We start from the raw sequence: 22,314 nt of genomic DNA on the forward strand, positions 1-22,314 counted from the left end.
GCGTTCCAGTGGCCGTCCGTCGTGTGATGAGGTGGGACCGGCCGAGGGTCAGGCTCCCCATATGCCAAAAGGGTCCGCGACGGGTATCGCGGACCCCATGATAGCGTGATCGCTTAGTTGTCGATCTGCTCGGCTGTGTAGTAGCCGGCACCGACCAGAACGTCCTTGGCATTGGTCTTGTCGACGGCTACCGGCTTCAGCAGGTAGGCCGGGACGACCTTGACGCCGTTGTCGTAGGTCTTGGTGTCGTTGATCTGGGGCTCCTTGCCGCTGATCACGGCATCGACCATGCCAACGGTAACCTTGGCCAGTTCACGCGTGTCCTTGAAGATCGTGGAATACTGTTCGCCAGCCATGATCGACTTGACCGAAGGCAGCTCGGCGTCCTGGCCGGTGACGATCGGCATCGGCATGTCGCCCGAGCCGTAGCCAACGCCCTTCAGGGCCGAGATGATGCCGATCGAGAGACCGTCATAGGGAGAAAGAACGCCATCGACCTTTGCGTCCGTGTAGGTCGAGGAGAGCAGGTTTTCCATGCGGGCCTGTGCGACGGCACCGTCCCAACGCAGCGTGCCGACCTGTTCCATGCCCATCTGGCCGGACTTGACGACGATCTTCTTGGCGTCGATCAGCGGCTGGAGAACCGACATGGCGCCATCGTAGAAGAAGAAGGCGTTGTTGTCGTCAGGCGAACCGCCGAACAGTTCGACGTTCTTCGGCTCGGTCGCGCCGTCCAGCTTCAGGCCGTTGACGAGCGTGGTTGCCTGGAGAACGCCGACCTGAAAGTTGTCGAACGTCGCGTAGTAGTCGACGTTGCCGCTGTCGCGGATCAGGCGGTCATAAGCGATGACCTTGACGCCGGCTTCGTGCGCCTTGGCGAGAATGTCGGAGAGGGTCGTGCCGTCGATGGCGCCGATGACGAGAACCTTGGCACCCTTGGTGACCATGTTCTCGATCTGGGCGAGCTGGTTCGGGATATCGTCGTCAGCAAACTGCAGGTCGGCGGTGTAACCGGCTTCCTTGAACAGCTTTTCCATGGTCTCGCCGTCCGAGATCCAGCGGGTCGAGGTCTTGGTCGGCATGGAAATGCCAACGACGCCCTTGTCCTGTGCGAAAGCGGGGAAGGCGAAGGACGCGACGCCGATGGCGGCAGCGGCCAGAAGTGATGTAACCAATTTCATAAGGTCTCTCCCTGGAGTGTTGACCGCGCCGGCCTGGGGCCATCGCGATATGTGCAGCGCTGGACGCACCCGGAACCTCGTTCCAGGGTGGAGGGAAAATGAATGAAGAAATCCCCCCGGCTTTAACCTCCGCTAGCGCCGGCGCACATCGCCGCAAACTGGAATCAATCTCCATAACTGTCAAATACAATATTCGGCTAGGAGCATATTTTTTTTGGTATAATAAACGAAAAGAATGTGATTTTTGGAAGACTGGGGATCTGGGAGGGTGACGTCACATGGAAGAGACAGAAAATCAAGGGCTTGTGCCCCTTGGCACGTCTGCACGCAATGTTTTCAAGTCGGGCTTGAAGCTTGTCCACCTGCACCTGATCCTGGCGATTGAGGACCGGGGACAGATCAGCGCGGCTGCGGAGGCCCTCGGCATATCACAACCGGCAGCTTCACGCATGCTCGGAGAAATCGAATCGATCCTGCGGGCACCCCTTTGCGAGCGCGTGGCGCGAGGCGTCGAACTCACACCCTATGGCAAGGCGCTTGCTCGACGCGCGCGCACCATTTTCCTCGAACTTCGCGAAACCGCCCGTGAGATCGGCGAGTTGAAGACGGGCCGCGGCGGCTCGGTCTCGCTCGGCTCGGTCACCGGCCCTGCCCTGCATCTCGCCGTGCCCGCCATGCACCAGGTGACGACGGCCTATCCCGGTATCGAGATCAGCATCCAGGTGGAAAACAGCAACGTGCTGATCCGCGAACTGATGGCCGCACGTCACGATTTCGTCATCGGTCGTATTCCCGACGATATCGATCCTCGCCAGTTCGACCTTGTGGAAATCGGCTCGGAAGACGTCTGTCTCATCGTCCGCGAGGGCCATCCCCTGCTCGAAAAGCCGGTCATCGTGCACGAGGACCTGCCAGGCTACGACTGGGTCTTTCAGCCGGCCGGCACGCTGCTGCGGCGGTCCGTGGAGGATAGTTTTCTCTCAAGTGGCGTGCCCCTGCCGACCACGACGATCAATACGTCCTCGATTATCCTGACCCTCTCCATCGTGCGCAACACCAATGCGATTGCGCCCGTGGCCAAGGACGTTGCGGAACTGGTCGCCAGCAACGGAACGTCGATCGGCGAGATCCGCATCCTCCCGATCGATTTCGCCATCACCATCCGCCCCTACAGCCTCATCACCCCCCGCGGTCGCGAACTGCCGCCGAGCGCCAAGCTGCTTTACGACCTGATCCTTCAGGAAAGCAAAGGCTGACAGGCGTCCGGTCTCAGCATGGACAGGCTTACGCAATCCTGTCGTGCTTGGCTTGCGACGACGACAATACGCTGCGCGATATCCATGTGCAGTTCAGCCGGAAGGACGGCCATGTTCGGCAAATCGCTCTTCCAGTCCGTGCTCGAGCGCATAGAGGCGGAAGACCCGCGGGACGCGGGCGAGGCATCCCCGCGTGCGGGCATCGCAGGCTTCAATGCAGGCCTCGCCTTCGATACGGAACGCGCCGCCGGCAGCGATACCGTGCGGCAAGCCTATGCCGAAATGGACGAGGCCGGAAGCACCGCGCCGGAACCGCCGCTTCCGCGACCCGCCCCGGGTCTCCAAACGGCAAGGCCCCTGCCCCGGCAACGTCCCGCCCATCTCGACCGGCTGACACCCGCGCAGATCGCCGAAGACCTGGAATTCTCGAATGCCGAAACGCCGGTAACGCTCGCGGAAAAGCGCCGGGCTTTCGCCAACCGCAACCATCCGGATCGCCACGCGCCGGAGGATAGAGAGGCGGCGACGACGCGGATGACGATCGCCAACATGCTGGTGGACGAAGCATTGCACCGGCTGAAGCGCGGCCTGCCGATCGGCATGACACCACAGCGCCCCCGATAGCACGCGGGCCTCGAGCTCTGACGTCAGCCCCTCGGCTCTTCCGTTGGCGGCGCGTCGGGATCTGCGAGCGGCTGCGGGGCGACCGCCGTCTCCTGCGGCACGACATCGGTCGATGGTATCGTTGGCTTGAAGAACACGATTAAGGTGGCCGAAGTGTAGGCGGTGACGGCCAGGAAAATCATGCCCCAGGTCGAGGCGCCGTTCCAGAATTCGACCGCCGTCCAGAGCGCGCAGCTCCCGACGATCAGCAGCCGCCTCCAGAGAGGACGATAAAAAGGATGATCCGGGTCGATGAACTTCTGCATGCGTCCTCTTGGATGACCAAACGTCTGCCGAGCGCACCATATCACGGGATCGCGTCACTCTGCGCAGATGACATGCGCAAAAAACATCGCAAGCGCAAGGGTACCGGCTTGACGGGCAGGAAGAAGACGGAATAAAAATTCCAAAAATTAATCCAGATCAATGTTTCGTTCCGGAGGATTCGACATCGATCAGGACGACGCGACGCCTCGGGAGGAGACGGCGTTGCCGGCACTTACCCTCCTCGACATGCCTGATCCGCCGTGAGCGGATCGCCAAGCGCTTCCAGCGGAGTGAGCGCATCATTCCGCGTCCTGTGGCTCTCGGGCCGCGCTATCGAAAGTGGTAACATGACAGTGAGATTTGGTCTCCTCGGCGCCGGCCGTATCGGAAAGGTTCATGCCAAGGCCGTCAGCGGCGATGCGCATGCGCGTCTCGTGGCCGTCGCCGATGCGTTTCCGGCTGCCGCACAGGCAATTGCCGAAAGCTACGGCTGCGATGTCCGCACCATCGAGGCCATCGAGGCGGCCGACGATATCGACGCCGTCGTCATCTGCACGCCCACCGATACCCACGCGGACCTGATCGAACGCTTCGCCCGCGCCGGCAAGGCGATCTTCTGCGAAAAACCGATCGACCTCGACGTGGGACGCGTACGCGATTGCCTGAAGACGGTCGCGGAGACGGACGGAAAGCTGATGGTCGGCTTCAACCGTCGCTTCGACCCACATTTCATGGCGGTACGACAGGCCATCGATGACGGCCGCATCGGCGATGTCGAAATGGTGACGATCATCTCGCGCGATCCCGGCGCGCCGCCGGTCGACTACATCAAGCGCTCCGGCGGCATCTTCCGCGACATGACGATCCACGATTTCGACATGGCGCGCTTCCTCCTCGGCGAAGAGCCGACCATTGTCACGGCCCATGCTGCGGTGCTGGTCGATCCCGACATCGGTACCGCCGGCGATTATGACAGCGTGTCCGTGATCCTCGAAACGGCCACGGGGAAGCAGGCGATCATCTCGAACTCGCGCCGCGCGACTTATGGCTATGACCAGCGCATCGAGGTGCACGGCTCCAAGGGCGTCGCCTCGGCGGAAAACCAGCGCGCCGTCTCGATCGAGATCGCCAATGGCGAAGGCTATACCCGCCCGCCCCTCCACGATTTCTTTATGACCCGATATACCCAGGCCTATTCCAACGAGATCGCGAGCTTCATCTCCGCCATCGAGACCGGCACGCCGATCACACCCTCCGGCGCGGACGGCCTGGCGGCACTCGCGCTCGCCGAAGCCGCACTGCGTTCGGTCAAGGAGAAGCGCCGGATCGACGTCGAGATCTGAACCCGAACGGCCCTCTGCCGGAGGGCTGCCGTCAGTATGTTTTCGGCAGGGCGTCCAGTTCCGCAAGGAATGTCTGAGCGCTCTGCCGCGTCTCCCGCTTCTTCTCCGGGCTCATCCGCGCCCATGCGGCATAGACCGGCCCCAGCCGATGGTTGCCCTTCAGCTTGTCTGCGTTGCGATCGAGGAAATCCCAGTAGAGCGCGTTGAACGGGCAGGCATTCTTTCCTGTCTTCTTGCGCACGTCGTAAGCACAGCCTTCGCAATAGTCCGACATGCGGTTGATGTAGTTGCCGCCCGCGGCATAGGGCTTCGATCCGAGAAAGCCGCCATCGGCAAACTGGCTCATGCCGATCACGTTCGGCAGCTCGACCCACTCATAGGCATCCGCATAGACTTCGAGATACCACTGGTGAATCTCAAGCGGACGGATGCCAGCCAGCATGGCGAAGTTTCCGGTGATCATCAGCCGCTGGATATGGTGGGCATAAGCGTTGTCGCGCGTCTCCGTGATCACCTGCCGCAGGCAAGCCATGCGCGTCTCGGCCGTCCAGTAGAAATCGGGAAGCGCACGGTCGGCCTCCAGAAAATTCATATCGCGGTAATCCGGCATCTTCAGCCAGTAGACGCCACGGATATACTCGCGCCAGCCGATGATCTGGCGGACGAAGCCTTCCACCGCATTCAGCGGCGCATCGCCTGCGAGATAGACGGCCTCCGCCCGCCGACAGAGATCCAGAGGATCGAGCAGCCCCGCATTGAGATAGAACGAGAGCAGCGAGTGGCTGAGCGCGGGATCGCCCGAGAGCATCGCATCCTGCCGCTCGCCGAAGCATGGCAGGTGATCGACCATGAACAGGTCCCGCAACGTCTCTGCCTGCGCGCGCGTGACCGCGAAGTCGAAGCCCTCCAGCCGCCCGAAATGCGCACTGAACCGCCGCCCGACAAGCTCCAGCACGTCCTGGGTGATCGCATCGGGCTTAAACCCCTTGCGGGGCTGCGAGAACAGATCGAGCGTTGCGGGTTTGCGGTTATCGGCGTCGAAGTTCCAGCGCCCGCCGGCCGGCGTGTCGCCTTCCATCAAAAGCTGCGTCTTCTGCCGCATCTCCCGATAGAACGTCTCCATCCGCAACTGCCGTCGCCCGCCGGCAAAGGCTGCGAATTCGGACCGCGAACAGAGAAACCGCGTGTCGTCACGGATCTCGACCGGAACGTTCAACGCCCGCTGCCAGCCGTCCATCATCTCCAGCACGCGGAACTCGCCCGGTTCTGTCACGATGACGCGGTCCGGCCGCAGCTCTGAGACGGCACGACCGACCTCGCCTCCGAACGAGCCGCTATTCCCCTCGTCCTCCAGGCGCAGATACCGCACCGCCAGCCCGCGCGCCCTGAGATCCTCGGCAAAGTGGCGCATGGCGGAAAAGAGAAACGCGATCTTCTTCGGATGATGCCGCACATATTGCGCCTCCTCCATAACCTCACACATCAGCACCACATCATCCGCCGATGCCTTGGCAAGGCTCGAGATCTCCGGCGACAGTTGGTCGCCAAGGATGAGGATCAGGTTGCGAGTGTTGCCACCGCTCATCGCACATCGCCTCCCGCCATCTGCCGCGCGTTCGATGCCGCCGCTACCATGCAATTTCCGTCCCGTCATAGGCAAAGAACTGCCCCGTCTGCGAAGGCGAAAGGCCATCGATGATAGAGAGAAGCGCAGACGCCGCCTCTGCTGGCAAAAGCTTTTGGGCGTGCCGCCCATGCAGGGCCGTCAGACCGGTTTCCACCGTGCCGGGATGCAAGGATACGACAATGCTCTCAGGGCACGTACGCGCGATCTCGATCGCCGCCGTCCGAACGATCTGGTTGAGCGCGGCCTTCGCCGAGCGATAGGCTATCCACCCGCCGAGCCGGTTGTCGCCGATGGACCCCACCCGCGCAGACAGCGTCGCGAACACGCAGCGCCGATCCCGCGGCAGCAAAGGCGCAAAGTGCTTGATCAGCAGCGCCGGCCCGATCGCGTTCACCGCAAACTGCCGCGCCATGACGGCGGGATCGATCGCCCGGATCGTCTTCTCCGGTCCATGCCCGTCGATCTCCAGCGCCCCGGTCGCATCGAACACCAGATCCACCGATCCCAGCCGCTCGGCAACGCCAAGTGCGGCAGCCCGCACAGCCTCCTCCTCCGTCACATCCAATCCGTCATCCCGCCGCGACAGCCCGACCGCATCACCGCACCCCCGATCGCTCTCAAGCGCCGCCAGAACCGCAGCCCCGATCCCGCCGCTGGCCCCGAGAACCACTGCCCGATACCCTTGCCGAAACCCCAGCATCCCATCCTCCCTGCCACACCTGCGCCGTTGGCCCACCAGCAGGCCCGTGATCCAGATCCTAAAACATCTACGCCCCACACACCCAACCGGATCTCCTGCACCACCTCACCAACCACCCCCCACCTGAATTTCCACCAATCCCCCTCTTCCCCATTGATGCCAACCGAAACCTAAGCTATGAACCCCTCATCCACCCGGCAAAGCCGGTTGCTGCACCCGTAGCTCAGCTGGATAGAGTGTTGGATTCCGATTCCAAAGGTCACAGGTTCGAATCCTGTCGGGTGCGCCATTTCCCTCTCATACCCGGCATCAGACGTCCGTGGCGAGAGCAATCGATCAACCCGACACCGAGCCTACAAAGGCCTTCATTACCCGTCTCTCCTATAAGAGGGTCGGTCTCGACCCTACGCCGGAGCATCGAGGCGTCCGTGGTTCCGACATAAAAAACCGGCCGAGCGAACGCGGCCGGTTTTCGGGTTGAAGGGCTTTGGGCCTTAGGCGGCGTAGCGCTGGTGGGTGTTGGAGGAGCGGCCGCCCAGGGTGAAGTGGGAGATCAGTTCGCGCAGGCGGGCGCTTTCGCTGGCGAGCGTGCTTCCGGCGGCGCTGGTTTCTTCCACCATGGCGGCGTTCTGCTGCGTTACCTGGTCCATTTGGTTGACGGCGATGTTCACCTCGGCAAGGCCGGTCGACTGCTCGCGGGCCGAAGTGGCGATAGCCTCCATATGGCCGTTGATCTCGATCACATGCGCCTCGATCATCTTCAGCACGTCGCCGGTGTCGCGTACCAGCTTGACGCCGCTTTCGACTTCGGCCGTGGAATTGCGAATGAGGTCCTTGATTTCCTTGGCGGCCTTGGCCGACCGCTGGGCGAGTTCCCGGACCTCCTGCGCGACGACGGCAAAGCCGCGGCCGGCTTCGCCGGCCCGCGCCGCCTCGACGCCGGCGTTCAGCGCCAGCAGGTTCGTCTGGAAGGCGATTTCGTCGATGACGCCGATGATCGAGGAGATCTGGCTCGACGAATGTTCGATACGGCCCATGGCGGTCACGGCCTCGGCAACGACTTCGCCCGATCGGGACGCGCTCTTGTTGGCGTGCGATGCCACTTCGCGGGCCTCGTTGGTGCGCATGGAGGACTGGCCGACATTCGCGGTGATCTGGTCGAGTGCGGCCGCCGTCTCCTCGAGCGAGGCTGCCTGCTGTTCGGTGCGGCGCGAGAGGTCGTTGGCGCTTTCGCTGACTTCGCGGGCGCCGTTGTCGATCTGGTCGGCAGCCAGGGCAACGGCGCCGAGCGTCTCGTCGAGCTGGGAGACGGCTGCATTCAGGTCGTGGCGGAGAGCCTCGAAATCGGGGGCGAAGGGCACATCGAGACGGAAGGAGAGATCGCCGGCCGCCAGGCGGCGCAGGCCGTCCGCAAGGCTCGATGTCGCCTGATCGAGACGCGCCTGCGCGGCACGTTCGGCCTCGGCCGAATGACGCTCGCGGTCGGCCTCGGCAGTGCGCCGCAGGGATTCGGCCTGGTTCTGGAGCTCCTTGTTGCTCACGGCTGCCGCCCGGAAGACTTCGACCGCGCTGGCCATCTGGCCGATTTCGTCGGAGCGCTGGGCGTAGGGAATGGCGCTGTCGGTGTCGCCCTTGGCAAGGCCCGTCATCGCGGTCGTGATCGCGCGGATCGGGCTGGCGATCCCGCGCAGGATGTAGAGCGTCGAGGCAATCAGAAGGGTCGAGACGATGCCGATCAGGATAAAGGTCAGCACGGTCGCATCGGCGGAGGTCGCATGCATGAGGTTAGTGGACTCGGTGACCTGCGCGGTGTTTTCGGCAATCAGTTCGTCGAGACCCGTCTCTGCCGGCGTGATGATGCTGCCCATGGATTCGAGCATACCGTTGGCCTGCTGGAAATTGCCCACCTTGGCGAGCGCGATCATGTCGTCACCGGCCTTGCCGTAGGCGGCAAGGCTGTCCGTGACGCGCTGCAGAAGCGCGCGCTCGGAATCGGAACCGACGTAAGGCGTGTAGACCGCCACAGCATGCTGGATACGGAGGCGCGTTTCGCTCAGAAGGGCTTCAGCCTTTTTCGTCGCTTCCGGCGTCAGAGCCGCCAGATACTGGAAATAGCCGAGCCGCATGGACACAAGCTCGATGCGGATATCCTTGACGGCCGAGACGGCTGGAAACACGTCCGTGACGACATTGTCCGAAATCGCTTGCGTTTTTGACAGCGACCGCAGCGTCACGACGGAGAAAATCGCCGTGAGAACGGCGATGGCGGCGAAGATACCGATAAGCGATGTACGGATGGATGGCCTTGTCACGAAACACCTATAATGGACGGACGCACATCCGCCCGGCCATCATGACCAGGGAAGCGCAACGGCACCGACCTACATCGCGGCGTTTGGCGACAGTATGCTGTTCAACCCTTAAGTTTAGGTAACACAAGGTTTTCTTATATTAGAATTATGTGTGCTTTTCTGCGGCATCTTCCGAAGCAGGCAAAGCCCGATCGCCGGAATGCGCAGAGGCGGCAGAAAGATACTGAATACGTACACTCAGCAGTCCGTTAGGCGGGTGGCGGTGGCCGTATCCGCCTGCTTGCCGGCGCCCGCAGTACCGACAATGGCAAGATAGATGAGCGCGGCGATCAGGGTCAGTGGCCAGAATGCGTAGGCAAGGATGGTCAATGGCCAGCTTGCGTTGTGAAAGTCTCCGCTTTCGTAGAAGACCATCGCAGCGAGGGCCAGCACGACGAGACATCCGAACCACATCCACGCCACCATGACAGAGGAGACGTAGAGCAGGCACCAGAGAGCCAGCGACATCAGCATGGCGCCAAGAAGCGCCACCAGACGCCGCGTGGGTCGAAACCCGTATCGATGACGTCGCATTCCTGAAAACCTCCGGCCACGGGGATGAAGCCGCCAGCGAAATATAAGTTACGACTATCACAGTGCACACAGCCGGCAACAGACGCAAGCCTCGTCTAAGTTAGCTGATGTTTACCTTAATTGGAGAAACGGCGGCGAAAGCCCAGGCGGCGCTGGCGCCTTCGCATACAACCCGAGACATGCCAAAGACAGCGCCTCACGTTGCGAAAAATCCGCGGACAACGACATCGTGCGGTTTATGCTTGCGTCCTTGCCCAGCCTCCTAGTATTCAAGTCAGTGTTGACGAACCTACCGGGAACACCGATGCCAGCCTGGATCTTCTCCTGCGAATTCTCTCTTCTCGGATGGGCCGCACGTCGGCCGGACGAGGTGTCACGTTTCGCCCCGACGCTGCGCATCTTGGCGCTGGCTTTCGCCGTCTTCCTGTCGCTGGCCGCCTGGGCTCTCATCATCGCCGTTATCGTCTGGCTCATTCCTTGAGCATTGGATCCAAACTCCGATCAGCGTCGAGAAATCTGAGAACGCGACGAAAGGTGCGTAAAGCATGAGTGCGCTGTGTGTCGCAGGCCGCATTCGGGAAGGTATCGTCATCAACATGGACGCTTGAAAGGCTACCCCAGCAAGGATCAGCCTTCGGCAGCCGTGCCGATCATCATTGCTTCTTCTTCCTTCAACGCCACCCCGCTCAACTGCCGCCGCAGGGACTCGTTCACGAGCCACATCGCTTTGCGGGCAGCAAGCGGCGGAACGAGGCCGCCCTCGCGAATGTTGGAGATGCAGTTTCGCTCCGCATCCGAGCGTCCGGGCAACGGCCCATGCGTCAGGTAGACGCCGAGGCTATCGGCCGAGGACAAACCCGGCCGCTCCCCGATCAGCACCAGCACGAGACGCGCCCGCAGAAGCGCGCCGATCTCGTCGCCGACGGCCACGCGCGCGTTCTGCACGAAGATGACCGGACCGACCGATAGCCCAGCTCTGTGCAGAAGCGGCAGAAGGGCGGCGAGAAACGGCGTGGCATTCACATGCACCGCCGTTGCCGAAAGACCGTCGGCAACGACGATCCCGATATCGACGCCCTCGGTCTGCAAGGCGTCCAGACGCTCACGATCGTCATCGGCAAGCCGACGTCCAAGGTCGGGCCGCCGAAGATAGGTCATCCGATCCGGTGCAGCACTGCGGACCGAAACGCTCTTGAGGCCGATGGCCTCCAATGCGTTCGCCAGGGTCTGCACGTTGAAGTCCGCATGCACCGCATCGCGGGCGCGGGCATGCGCATAGGCGAACTTCAGCACCTCTTCCGTCGGCATAGACGCACCGACCCTGCCGAGGCCCACACGAGCGTCCGTCAGCGTGTTCAGTGCCGTATTCCTGTTCTCCGGCAGACGGGCCGCATGGGCTGTTTGAAGATCCTTCGCCATCTCAGGACGCCTCCAGAATCGTGAGCAAGGGATGGTCGAGCCCATAATGGGTCAGTTGACCGGCAGCGTCCGTCAGCCCCATGCGCTGCAACCATGCCTCGAACTCCGGCGCGCGCTTAAGGCCGAGAACCTCGCGGATGTAGAGCTGGTCGTGAAACGAGGTCGACTGGTAGTTCAGCATGATATCGTCTGCGCCGGGAACGCCGATGACGAAGTTGACGCCGGCCGCCCCCAACAGCGTCAGCAGCACGTCCATATCGTCCTGGTCCGCTTCGGCGTGGTTGGTGTAGCAGATGTCGCAGCCCATTGGTACGCCAAGGAGCTTGCCGCAGAAGTGATCCTCCAGCCCGGCCCGCACGATCTGCTTGCCGTCGGCCAGATATTCCGGGCCGATGAAACCGACGACCGTGTTGACGATGAGGGGATCGAACGCGCGGCAGACGGCATAGGCGCGGGCCTCGCAGGTCTGCTGATCGACGCCATGATGGCCACCGGCCGAGAGTGCCGACCCTTGGCCTGTCTCGAAATACATGACATTTTCGCCGACGGTGCCGCGCTTCAGCGACAGCGCCGCGTCGCGCCCTTCCCTGAGTATGTCGAGCGTCACGCCGAACGACTGGTTGGTCTTCTGCGTCCCGGCCACCGACTGGAACACCAGATCGACCGGCACGCCATGCTCGATCATGCCGATCGACGACGTCACATGCGTGAGAATGCAGGTCTGCGTGGGAATGTCGTAGCGGTGCACGATCTCGTCCAGCATGTGGTTCAGGTCGCTCAGCACGGCAATGTTGTCGGAAGCCGGATTGATGCCGATCACCGCATCCCCGCAGCCGTAAAGCAGCCCATCGACGATACTGGCCGCAATGCCGCGCTTGTCGTCATAGGGATGGTTCGGCTGTAGTCGCACCGCCATCGTGCCGGCCAAGCCGATCGTGTTGCGGAAGCGCGTAACGACGCGACATTTCCGCGCGACGAGAATGAGATCCTGGTTGCGCATCAGCTTTGACACCGCCGCGACCATCTCGGGCGTCAACCCGCGAGATAGCGCGGAGAGAACGGCGGGACTCGCGACAGGCGTGAGCAACCAGTCCCGGAACTGCCCGACCGTCATGTGCGCAACAGGCCGGAACGCGGTCGCGTCATGGCTGTCCATGATCAGCCGCGTGACATCATCGACCTCGTAAGGAATGAGCGCCTCGCTGAGGAACTGCTTCAGCGGCACGTCGGCAAGACACATGCGAGCGGCAACGCTTTCTTCCGCACTCGACGCCGCGACCCCGGCCAGGACATCGCCCGAGCGAAGCGGCGTGGCCTTGGTCATCAGCTGCTTCAGGTCGGCAAAGGCCCACAGGGTTCCACCGGCAATGATGCGATAGGTCACGTGTCGTCTCCGCTTCATGCATCCGGACGACGACTGCAGAGCGGCGCTGCGCGTAACCCGGATCTCGCCATTCACTTCAGGACCGTTCTGATACAGACCACGGTACGCCGAGTACCGCAAGGTGAAATCGCCGCAGTGCACAATGCTTGCCGCGCTGCGAGGGAAATCGCTTTCTTTGTTAGTGTGTTAGCCGTGACGGACCATAATTCGGGGCCGACAGAGGCTTGCCCTGCCATCGGAAAGCCTTGATATCCTTTGACAGTCAGTGCAGGTGCACTTTAAGAACACCGGATCGAGCGGGCGCCTATGGCGCATATTTCATCTTTCAGATTTTCATTTCGAGGATATTCATGGCTGCCGGAAACTGGTTGGATCTCTTGAAAGGAACATCAAGCAAAGGTGCGACAGCGTCCCTCCTGCAAAGGGCGGATGCGGCGAACGCCGCCCACAATTGGGCAGAGGCTGCGCGTCTCTATGAACAGGTCCTCAAGGCCGATCCGACGAAGGTTGCGATCTGGATCCAGCTCGGTCATTGCCGCAAGGAAATGGGCGACATCGGCAGTGCCCGCAGCGCCTACGTGACCGCGAGCGAACTGGCGCCGGACCAGTCTGAAGCCTACTTCCACCTTGCGCATATGCTTCGCTTTCGCGGCGACATGTGGGGTGGATACGAGAACTTCCTCAAAGCCTTCGAGGCCGACGGCAACCCGGAAGCCGAGAAGGAACTGGGCCTGATGCTCGGTTCGGAATATTCCTATCCGGAAACGATCCGGATGATCGACGAGGTCTTCACTACGGAAGACTATCTCGAACTGAACGGCGATATCGCATCGGCTGGCGTCGATCCGCGCCTCCACTACCTCCTGTTCGGCTGGAAGGAAAAGCGGTCTCCTTCCCATATCTTCGACCCGTGGTACTACGAGCGCCAGTACCGCAAGTACCTGAAGCCCGGCACCATGCCGCTCCTGCACTACGTCAAGAACCGCAGCAAGGGCTTTCGCGGCAATGCGCTCAGCGAAAAACGCTGGTTCACGGCAAAGGCGCCCGACAGCGCTGCGTGGGACGCCCTCTCACCGGCCATCCTCGGCAAGAAGACGCGCGCCGTCGTCATCCTCCCCGTCTACAAGGGCTACGACGAGACGCTTGCCTCCGTCTATCATGCACTCGCAGCACGCGGCGATGCGGCCTACAGCCTTCTCGTCATCAACGATTGCGGCCCGGACCAGAAGCTCAACGCAGAACTGGCCCGCCTCGGTGACAAGGGTCTGTTCGACTATCACCTGAGCGAGAAGAACCGCGGCTTCGTCCAGACCTGCAACCATGCCATCGCCGATCTCTCGGGTGGGCTGGATGTCGTGCTCCTGAACTCCGACGCCTTCGTTTTCCCCGGCTGGTTCGAGCGGATGATCGCCCATGCCGACAAGGACCCGCGCGTTGCCACCATCACGCCGCTTTCCAACAACGCGACGCTCTGCAGCTATCCGCTGCGCGACAAGAACAACCTTCTGTCGCTCGAGTGCACGCCGGCCGAAATGAACGATATCGCCGGACGTGCCAATGCGGGCGTCGCGGTGGAGGCGCCGACCGGCGTCGGCTTCTGCTTCTACATGCGCCGCTCGGTCATCGAGGAGATCGGCGCACTCGACCCCGTCGCCTTCAAGGTCGGCTATGGCGAGGAAAACGACTTCTGCATGCGCAGCCTGAATGCGGGATACAAGAACCTGCTTGCCTGCGACGTCTTCACCTTCCACGTCGGCTCCGTCTCGTTCTCCTCCTCCAAGGCGGAGAATTTCGATGCCGGTCAGAAGGCGCTGCTGCGCAAGCATCCGAACTACCCGGCGCTCGTGCGTCATCATTTCGAAGCCGATCCGGCACTGACGGCCCGCCGCACGCTGGATCGTGCGCGGCTGATCGACATGGCCAAGGGCGCCGCGCTGATGGTCACCCACAACTGGGGCGGCGGCATCGACACCTACCTGAAGGACAAGGCCACCGAGCTTGCTCTCCTCGGCACCAAGTCTCTGATGATGAAGGTGCATGATCAGCACATGGTCTCGTTCTCGCAGGACGACATCTATGTCCCGAACCTCGTGGACATCGACATGCGCACCGAGATGGCCTTCGTGCTGCAACTGCTGGCCGATCTTTCGCCGAGCCGTATCATGGTGAACTCGTTCGCCGGTCTGACCTGGGAATTTCACAGCGCCCTGCTCGCCTCTCTCTCAGGCCTCAGCGCAGAAAAGACGCTGGTGCTGCACGACTACTCGGCCATCACCCACCACTACCAGCTCATTCGCCCCGACCAGATCTATGCAGGCTTGCCGACGATGGCCGACCTGCGCCAGTGGGCTCTGATGAAGAACCCGCAGGCAACCGACCCCTGCGATCCCGACATCCGCCACGCGGCCTACAACGCGTTTCTCGTGGATGCCAAGGTGGAATCGCCAAGCAAGGCATCGGCCGAGATCTTCCGAACCTTCTTCCCGAAGGCCGATATCCGCGTCGTCCCGCACGAGGAAACATGGGACGTCCTGCCTGATGTCCTGCCGCGTCGTCCGGACGGGCAGATCCGCATCAGCCTCATCGGCGCCATCGGCTCTCACAAAGGCAGTGATATCCTGCTGGCATTGGCCAACGACTCCCGAGACCGCTATCTCGGCATCGACTACAGCGTGGTCGGCTACACCAATAACGATGAAGCCCTCACCAAGGCCGATGTGGAGATCACCGGGGCCTATACGACGAACGAGGAAGCCTTCATCGAGCTCGAGCGCATCCAGCCCGACATGATCTTCATCCCCAGCGTCTGGCCGGAAACCTTCTGCTATACCCTATCGATCGCGCTGAAGACCGGCGTCCCCACGGTTGTCTTCGACCTCGGCGCACAGGCCGATCGTATCCGCGAGGCCGGCACGGGCCATATCCTTGACCCGAAGCTGATCAACAGCCCGACGGCCCTTTCGGACGCGCTTTTGGCACTGGCCGAGACCATCTCTCAGCCCGGCAAGGCCACGACGACGGTTTCGGCAGAGCCTGTCAGGAAGAGTGCATCTCTCTGACATCGGCATTCCGCAGATTTGGCCCGCGCCTCTGTAAAGGACGCGCGGGCGTTTTTGTGATGATGACAAACGGGTAAACGCGTGTGTACCCCCGCACGCTGTCGGGCATAACCGCAGGTTCGTAGACCGGCTTCAGGGAGCGCGAGCGACGTCACGCCTCCGTGCGGACGAAGCCCTTGCTTGCGACCATCAGGTTCCGCGTGTAGTCCGCAGTGATCCGGCCTTCAACGAGATCGGACGCACTCAGGTGCTCCACAACCCTGCCGCTGCTCATCACGGCGAGCTGGTCGCACATATGCGTGACGACACCGAGGTCGTGGCTGACCATCAGGAAGGTCAGGCCACGGTCGCGCCGGATCTGCTCGAGCAGATTGAGCACTTCGGCCTGAACCGAAGCGTCGAGCGCGGATGTCGGCTCGTCCAGAAGCAGGATAGAGGGCTCGACGATCAGCGCCCGGGCGATCGCCACGCGCTGCCGCTGCCCGCCGGAGAGCTGGTGCGAGTAGCGGAACCGGAATCCTGTCCCCAGGCCCACCTCGTCCAGCGCCCGCGCGATCCGCGCCTCGGCGTCGGAGATACCGTGGATCGCCAGCGGCTCCTGGAGCAGACGATCGATGGTCTGGCGCGGATGCAGCGAGCCGTAGGGGTCCTGGAAGACCATCTGGACGTCGCGATAGAAGGCCTTGTCACGGCGACGCGGCTTGAGCGTCCGGCCGTTGACCTCCAACGCACCCGAGGCAACCGGGGCAAGGCCCGCAATCGCCCGCAGCAACGTCGATTTACCGGAACCGGATTCGCCGACGAGACCGTAGGACTGCCCCTTTTCGACCGCGACGCTGACACCGTCGAGCGCCTTGAAATCCTCGTAGATGACCGTCACATCGCGTGCGGAAACGGCAATTTTCATAGCGCCCACTCCGGCTTGCGGTCGAGCACGGGCAGCGGATGCCGGTCGTTGCCGATCTCCGGCATGCACGACAAGAGCCCTTGCGTATAGGGATGGCGCGCATTCCGCAGATCGGCGGCAGCGATCTCCTCGACGATGCGCCCGGCATACATGACGATCACCCGGTCGCAGAAGGACGAGACCAGCCGCAGGTCGTGGCTGACGAAGATCAGCCCCATGCCGCGCTCCGACACCAATTTGTCGAGAATGCCGAGCACATCGAGCTGCACCGTCACGTCGAGCGCGGAGGTCGGCTCGTCGGCGATCAGCAACTCCGGCTCGGCGATCAGCATCATCGCGATCATCGCGCGCTGTCCCATGCCGCCGGAAACCTCGTGCGGGTGCAGGTCGAAGACGCGTGCGGCATCTCGGATCTGCACGGCCTCCAGCATGGCGATCGCCCGCTCCTTCGCCTCGGAGGCGCCGATCTTGCGATGCGTGCGCAAGGTCTCCACGATCTGCCGGCCGATGGTCATCACCGGGTTCAGCGAATATTTCGGATCCTGCAGGATCATGGCGACGCGATTGCCGCGCAGGTCGCGCCTCTGGCGTGCAGAGGCCTTGAGCAGATCGATCCCGTCGAAATTCAGCGTCTTCGCCGTGATACGCGCATGCGGCGGTGTCAGCCCCATGATGGCGCGTCCGGTCTGGGATTTTCCCGAACCGCTTTCGCCAACGATCCCGAGGCGCTCGCGTCCCAGCGAGAACGTCGCGCCGCGCACCGCCTCCACCAGCCCAGTGCGTGTGGGGAAGCTGACGCGCAGGTCCTCGACCGTCAACAACGGGTTCATTGTCCGGCCTCGCGCGGGTCGAGGGCATCACGAAGGCCGTCGCCCAGAAGGTTGAAGGCGAGGCTGACGAGCAGGATCGCGATGCCCGGCATGGTCGCCACCCACCACTGATCGAGGATGAAGCGGCGGCCGGATGCGATCATCGCGCCCCATTCCGGCAGCGGCGGCTGAGCGCCGAGCCCGAGGAAGCCGAGGCCCGCGGCCGTCAGGATGACGCCTGCCATATCGAGCGTGATGCGCACGATCAGCGACGACAGACACATGGGCATGACATGCAGCAACACGATGCGGAGCGGCGACGCCCCCATCAGCCGCACCGCGGCGATATAGTCTGCATTGCGCACGGTCATGGTTTCCGCCCGTGCGATGCGTGCATAGGGCGGCCAGGAGGTAACGGCGATGGCCAGCACCGCGTTCTCGATTCCCGGCCCGAGGGCGGCAACGAGCGCGAGCGCCAGAACGAGCTTCGGAAAGGCGAGGAAGATATCGGTGATCCGCATCAGCACCGCATCGACCCAGCCCCCGGCATAGCCGGCGACCGCGCCGACGATAAGCCCGGTCGGCGCGGCGATGACGGCGACGAGGATGATGACGAACAGCGTCAGCCGGGACCCGTGCAGAAGCCGCGAAAGAATATCGCGCCCCTGCTCGTCGGTGCCGAGTAGATATCCGGGCGAACCGGGCGGCAGCAAACGCGCGCCGGCGAGATTGCCGATGACGGGCGAATGCGGCGACGACACGCCGGCAAAGACCGCCATGAAAATCAGCAGGAGGAGAATGCCGAGGCCGACGAGCGCCAGCCGGTTGGCGGAAAACCGGCGCCACGTCATGTAGGCCCGGCCGAGCCGCGCCTGCATCCGCGATTGCGGCCGGTCGGAAAGAAGCCAGTCGCGCCGGCTCATGGGAGCGGAGGGTACAGCCGTCATCGCGCGCGCGTCCTCGGGTCGAGCGTCCGGTAGAGAATATCGGACAGGATATTGATGGCGATGAAGATGGAGCCGATCACGATCGTGCCGCCGAGCACGGCGTTCATGTCGGCGTTCTGCAGCGAATTGGTGATGTAGAGCCCGATGCCCGGCCAGGCAAACACCGTCTCGGTCAGCACAGAGCCTTCGAGAAGGCTCGCATAGGAGAGCGCGATGACGGTGACCAGCGGCACGGCCGCATTGCGCAGCGCGTGGAACCAGATGATCCGCGCCTCGGAAAGTCCCTTTGCCCGGGCCGCAACGATGTATTCCTGCGACAGTTCATTGAGCATGAAATTGCGCGTCATCCGGCTGATATAGGCAAGAGAGACATAGCCGAGCAGGCTTGCCGGCAGGATGATGTGGCGAAAGACGTCGCGGAACACGTCCCACTGCCCCTGCCAGAGCGAATCCAGCAGGAAAAGCCCCGTTTCCGGCGTGAAGGTATATTCGTAGACCACATCGATCCGGCCGGGAAAGGCGACCCAGCGAAGCTGTGCGTAGAACAGCAACAGCGACAGCAGCGCCAGCCAGAAGATCGGCACGGAATATCCGATCAGCCCGACGACGCGCACCGCCTGGTCGATCAGGCTGCCGCGCTTGACCGCCGCCAGAACCCCCAAGGGCACGCCGATGAGGCTGCCGATCAGCGTTCCCAGTGTTGCAAGTTCGAAGGTCGCCGGCAGCACGCGACGGATGTCGGTCATCACAGGATTGGTGGTGAGCACCGACGTCCCGAAATTCCCCTGCAGCGCATCGCCGAGATAGCGGAAGAACTGCTGGTAGAGCGGCAGGTTCAGACCCATCTCCTCGCGCACCCGCTCCACCACATGGGCCGGCGCACGGTCGCCGAGAACGGCGAGCACCGGATCGATCGGGATCACCCGGCCGATGAAGAAGGTCACGGCGAGAAGGCCGAGATAGGTAGTGACGATGACCACGAGGAAGCGCGCGACGATTGCCGCCCGCCCCCGCGCCCGGGCGCCTTTCGAGCGCCCGGCCACCATCTGCGACGTTTCGGGAAGGGTCATGCGGTCGGCCTATTCCTTGGTGACGCCACCGAGGAAGGTCGTGTCGAAGCTCGGGCCGAGCTTGAAGTTCTGCACGTCATTGCGCACGCCCGCCACTTCGGTCTGCTGATAGATCACGACGAACGGACCGCGATCGAGAACGGCCTTCTGCAGGCCCTTGTAGATGTCGGCACGCTTCGTCGGATCCTTCTCGAGAAGGGCGGCCTTGGTCTGTTCCGTCAGGTCCGGAACGTCCCAGGCATTGCGCCATGCGAGTGTCTTGTTCTTGCCGTCATCGGCGTTGTCGTAGTTGATAGTGAAGGTCTCGGCATTCGAATTCGGATCGAAATAGTCCTGGCCCCAGACACCGATGTAAATGTCGTGCGTACGGGCACGGAACTTGGTGATCGTCTGCTTGCCGTCACCAGGAATGATGTCGATCTTGATGCCGGCCTGCGCTGCCGTCTGCTGGATCGACTCCGCAATACCCGTGGTCGGCTGGTTGCTGCGCACGTCCATGGTCACGGTAAAGCCGTCCGCCAGACCGGCCTTGGTCAGCAACTCCTTGGCCTTGGCAACGTCAAACTTGAAGGGCTTCTCGTCCAGTTCGCCGAGGACGCCCTTTGGCAGGAACGTCTGGTGCACTTCGCCGACACCTTTGATCAGCGTGGAGCCGATCGCGTCATAATCGACCAGATACTTGAAGGCTTCGATCACCTCCGGCTTGGCAAGGTTGGGGTTCTTCTGGTTGAGGCTGAAATAAAACACCGTGCCCTTGGGCGCGCTGGTCTGCACGATGCCGTCCTTGCCGGCGGTCGATTCAAGATCGTTCGGCTCGAGGTTGCGGGCGATGTCGATATCGCCGTTCTCAAGTGCCAGGCGCTGGCCCGAGCTTTCCTTGAGATGGCGATAGATAACGCGGGCAAGCTTCGGCTTCTCGCCGAAATATGTGTCGTTGCGCTCCAGCACGACGACTTCGTTGGCGCGCCATTCGCGCAGCTTGAAGGGGCCGGAGCCGGCGAAGTTCGTCTTCAGCCAGGCATTGCCGAAATCGTTGTCGTACTTGTTCTCGGCAGTCTTTTCGACCGGTGCGACATGCTCCATCACGAGCTTCTTATCGACGATCGAGCCGACGGTGGCCGTCAGGCAGTTCAGCACGAAGCTCGGAGCATAGGGCTTGTCGACCGTCAGCGTGAAGGTGGTGGCATCCACGGCCTTCGCTTTCTCGGTCACATTGTCGCCGCTCAGGCCGAACTGCGTCAGAATGAACGCCGGGCTCTTGTCCATCTTGATGACGCGCTCGATCGACCAGGCCACATCTTCGGCGGTGATCGGGTTGCCCGAGGCAAAGGTCATGCCCGGCTTGAGCTTGAAGGTGAAGGTCAGCCCGTCGTCGGACACCGTCCAGCTTTCGGCCAGATCGCCCTTGACCTTGGACGTATCGGCAAGATCGAGCCGGACGAGCAGGCTATAGGTGTTGGCGGTGATTTCGGCCGTCGAGATCTCGAAGGCCTCGCCCGGATCCATTGAGATGATGTCGTCGATGGCCCAGGCCTGAACCAGTGTGTCCGCGGGCGTCGCGGCATAGGCGGGTGCCGCTGCCGCCATGATGAGCGCGATCGCCGCCCCTGCCGTCAACCGTCGCATCGTTGTGCCGAAAGTATGCATCATCGCTCTGTTCCCTTTATCATTCTGGCCTTTGCGGCCGTTGATCGTCAGCCCTGGTCGGTCTCGTGCCAGACCTTGGACAGAACACGCAGCCAGTTTTCCCGGCAGAGTTTCGTAAGATCGTCCTCACCATAGCCGGCGCTCCGCAGAGCGGCAATCAGGTTCTGGTTTCCACCCGCATCCGAAATCTCGGCGGGAATCGTTGCCCCGTCGAAGTCCGATCCGAGCGCGACGCAGTCGATTCCCATGCGCTCGACCATATAGTCCACATGCCGCACCATGTCGGAGAGCGGCGTCGCCGCATTTTCCTGCCCGTCCGGGCGCAGCATGGTGGTGGCATAGTTGAGGCCGGCCAGTCCGCTGCTTTCACGGATCGCGTCCATCTGTTTGTCGGTCAGGTTCCGGGCAACGGGCGTCAGAGCATGGGCGTTGGAGTGGCTGGCGATCAGCGGCGCCGTGCTCGTTTTCGCGACATCCCAGAAGCCCTTCTCGGTGATATGTGCGAGGTCGATGGCGATGCCGAGCCGGTTGCAGGCTCGCACGAGCGCGAACCCTGCATCCGTCAGGCCAGGCCCGGTGTCCGGGTCCATCGGATAGGCGAACGGCACGCCATGCCCAAAGATGTTGTGACGGCTCCAGACGGGACCGAGCGACCGCAGGCCGGCCGCGTAGAACGTCTCGAGTGCGGCGAGATCGGCATCGATCGCCTCGCAGCCTTCCATATGCAACACGGCCGCGAAAATACCGTCCGCCATCGCCTTGCGGATCTCTGCCGTCGTGCGGCAGAGCCGCCAGGCCTTGGCCTGATCGAGGCGCAGCGCGATGGCGGCAAATTGCAGGGCGATCTCCAGCGACGGCGCGCGCTCCAGCGGCGCCGACATCGGTGTCACATAGTGTCCGTTCGCATCCGGCTGTTTGAGGATCAGGTCGCCCGAGGGAATGTAGATGGCGCAGAGACCGCCTGCGAGACCACCCTTGGCTGCACGCGGGCCGTCGATATGCCCGGAAGGCGTGCCATTCCGGAATTCCGCGACGGGATCCTGCCCACTCCTCGCGTGGCTCCAGAGCCGCAAGAGCACATCATTATGCCCGTCGAAAACTGCCTGCATTGTCAAAAAACCTTCTAAAACAGGACATTAACTATCACATG

19 protein-coding genes and 1 tRNA gene are annotated in these 22,314 nt (G+C 62.5%); 6 read left to right on the forward strand and 14 right to left on the reverse strand.

Annotation, left to right across the window (positions count from 1 at the left end):
• Positions 1-113 precede the first annotated feature (113 nt).
• Complete coding sequence (gene chvE / locus GA0004734_RS14600) at positions 114-1,181, reverse strand: multiple monosaccharide ABC transporter substrate-binding protein (RefSeq protein ID WP_092934822.1); 1,068 nt, start codon at positions 1,179-1,181, stop codon at positions 114-116.
• A 278-nt stretch (positions 1,182-1,459) separates the two neighbouring features.
• Here chvE and GA0004734_RS14605 point away from each other — a divergent pair, with 278 nt between their 5' ends.
• Positions 1,460-2,437 (forward strand): LysR family transcriptional regulator, encoded by a 978-nt coding sequence (locus GA0004734_RS14605; RefSeq protein ID WP_092934824.1) that lies wholly within the window; start codon positions 1,460-1,462, stop codon positions 2,435-2,437.
• Between the two features lie 111 nt (positions 2,438-2,548).
• Complete coding sequence (locus tag GA0004734_RS14610; protein WP_092934826.1) at positions 2,549-3,061, forward strand: hypothetical protein; 513 nt, start codon at positions 2,549-2,551, stop codon at positions 3,059-3,061.
• A gap of 23 nt (positions 3,062-3,084) precedes the next feature.
• On the opposite strand, the gene GA0004734_RS26420 is transcribed toward GA0004734_RS14610, so the two are convergent.
• The gene (locus GA0004734_RS26420) at positions 3,085-3,366 is read right to left on the reverse strand and encodes a hypothetical protein (RefSeq protein WP_245292428.1); all 282 of its coding nucleotides are present in this window, start codon (positions 3,364-3,366) and stop codon (positions 3,085-3,087) included.
• Between the two features lie 348 nt (positions 3,367-3,714).
• Here GA0004734_RS26420 and iolG point away from each other — a divergent pair, with 348 nt between their 5' ends.
• Entirely contained in the window at positions 3,715-4,710 is a 996-nt protein-coding gene (gene iolG / locus GA0004734_RS14620; RefSeq protein WP_092934828.1) for an inositol 2-dehydrogenase, read from the forward strand.
• A 31-nt stretch (positions 4,711-4,741) separates the two neighbouring features.
• Here the strand turns inward: iolG and GA0004734_RS14625 are convergent, their stop codons facing one another.
• Both GA0004734_RS14625 and GA0004734_RS14630 read right to left on the reverse strand, forming a co-directional pair.
• Complete coding sequence (locus GA0004734_RS14625) at positions 4,742-6,295, reverse strand: cryptochrome/photolyase family protein (RefSeq protein WP_092934830.1); 1,554 nt, start codon at positions 6,293-6,295, stop codon at positions 4,742-4,744.
• Between the two features lie 43 nt (positions 6,296-6,338).
• Entirely contained in the window at positions 6,339-7,037 is a 699-nt protein-coding gene (locus GA0004734_RS14630) for an SDR family NAD(P)-dependent oxidoreductase (RefSeq protein ID WP_092934832.1), read from the reverse strand.
• A gap of 212 nt (positions 7,038-7,249) precedes the next feature.
• Between GA0004734_RS14630 and GA0004734_RS14635 the strand changes: the two genes are divergently transcribed.
• Positions 7,250-7,326 (forward strand) — tRNA-Arg (locus GA0004734_RS14635).
• Between the two features lie 205 nt (positions 7,327-7,531).
• On the opposite strand, the gene GA0004734_RS14640 is transcribed toward GA0004734_RS14635, so the two are convergent.
• On the reverse strand, positions 7,532-9,349 hold the full coding sequence (locus GA0004734_RS14640; RefSeq protein WP_092934834.1) for a methyl-accepting chemotaxis protein: 1,818 nt from the start codon (positions 9,347-9,349) through the stop codon (positions 7,532-7,534).
• A 237-nt stretch (positions 9,350-9,586) separates the two neighbouring features.
• Positions 9,587-9,922: a hypothetical protein gene (locus GA0004734_RS14645; protein WP_139056278.1), complete on the reverse strand. Its 336-nt coding sequence runs from the start codon at positions 9,920-9,922 to the stop codon at positions 9,587-9,589.
• 304 nt (positions 9,923-10,226) lie between these two features.
• Here GA0004734_RS14645 and GA0004734_RS26010 point away from each other — a divergent pair, with 304 nt between their 5' ends.
• Positions 10,227-10,403, forward strand: coding sequence for a hypothetical protein (locus GA0004734_RS26010; RefSeq protein ID WP_165906830.1), 177 nt, complete (start codon positions 10,227-10,229; stop codon positions 10,401-10,403).
• Positions 10,404-10,549: 146 nt separating this feature from the next.
• Here GA0004734_RS26010 and eutC read toward each other — a convergent pair whose 3' ends face one another.
• Together eutC and GA0004734_RS14655 are read right to left on the reverse strand one after the other, a co-directional pair.
• Complete coding sequence (eutC, locus tag GA0004734_RS14650) at positions 10,550-11,341, reverse strand: ethanolamine ammonia-lyase subunit EutC (protein ID WP_092934837.1); 792 nt, start codon at positions 11,339-11,341, stop codon at positions 10,550-10,552.
• 1 nt (position 11,342) lies between these two features.
• On the reverse strand, positions 11,343-12,725 hold the full coding sequence (locus GA0004734_RS14655) for an ethanolamine ammonia-lyase subunit EutB (protein ID WP_092934839.1): 1,383 nt from the start codon (positions 12,723-12,725) through the stop codon (positions 11,343-11,345).
• Between the two features lie 377 nt (positions 12,726-13,102).
• Here GA0004734_RS14655 and GA0004734_RS14660 point away from each other — a divergent pair, with 377 nt between their 5' ends.
• A complete protein-coding gene (locus tag GA0004734_RS14660; RefSeq protein WP_175386379.1) occupies positions 13,103-15,784 on the forward strand; it encodes a glycosyltransferase in 2,682 nt (893 codons plus the stop codon).
• Between the two features lie 151 nt (positions 15,785-15,935).
• Here the strand turns inward: GA0004734_RS14660 and GA0004734_RS14665 are convergent, their stop codons facing one another.
• The 6 genes from GA0004734_RS14665 to GA0004734_RS14690 are packed head-to-tail and all read right to left on the reverse strand — an operon-like array spanning position 15,936 to position 22,273.
• A complete protein-coding gene (locus tag GA0004734_RS14665) occupies positions 15,936-16,691 on the reverse strand; it encodes an ABC transporter ATP-binding protein (protein WP_092934843.1) in 756 nt (251 codons plus the stop codon).
• The gene (locus tag GA0004734_RS14670; protein WP_092934844.1) at positions 16,688-17,521 is read right to left on the reverse strand and encodes an ABC transporter ATP-binding protein; all 834 of its coding nucleotides are present in this window, start codon (positions 17,519-17,521) and stop codon (positions 16,688-16,690) included. Before GA0004734_RS14670 ends, GA0004734_RS14665 begins: the two co-directional genes overlap by 4 nt.
• Positions 17,518-18,447, reverse strand: coding sequence for an ABC transporter permease (locus GA0004734_RS14675; RefSeq protein ID WP_092934846.1), 930 nt, complete (start codon positions 18,445-18,447; stop codon positions 17,518-17,520). Before GA0004734_RS14675 ends, GA0004734_RS14670 begins: the two co-directional genes overlap by 4 nt.
• Positions 18,444-19,517 (reverse strand): ABC transporter permease, encoded by a 1,074-nt coding sequence (locus GA0004734_RS14680; protein ID WP_175386381.1) that lies wholly within the window; start codon positions 19,515-19,517, stop codon positions 18,444-18,446. The genes GA0004734_RS14675 and GA0004734_RS14680 overlap by 4 nt, the downstream gene beginning before the upstream one ends.
• A 9-nt stretch (positions 19,518-19,526) precedes the next feature.
• Positions 19,527-21,167, reverse strand: coding sequence for an ABC transporter substrate-binding protein (locus GA0004734_RS14685; protein WP_092934848.1), 1,641 nt, complete (start codon positions 21,165-21,167; stop codon positions 19,527-19,529).
• A 44-nt stretch (positions 21,168-21,211) separates the two neighbouring features.
• Positions 21,212-22,273: a dipeptidase gene (locus GA0004734_RS14690; protein WP_092934850.1), complete on the reverse strand. Its 1,062-nt coding sequence runs from the start codon at positions 22,271-22,273 to the stop codon at positions 21,212-21,214.
• Between the last annotated feature and the right edge of the window lie 41 nt (positions 22,274-22,314).

The organism is Rhizobium sp. 9140 (assembly GCF_900067135.1).
Lineage (GTDB): Bacteria > Pseudomonadota > Alphaproteobacteria > Rhizobiales > Rhizobiaceae > Ferranicluibacter.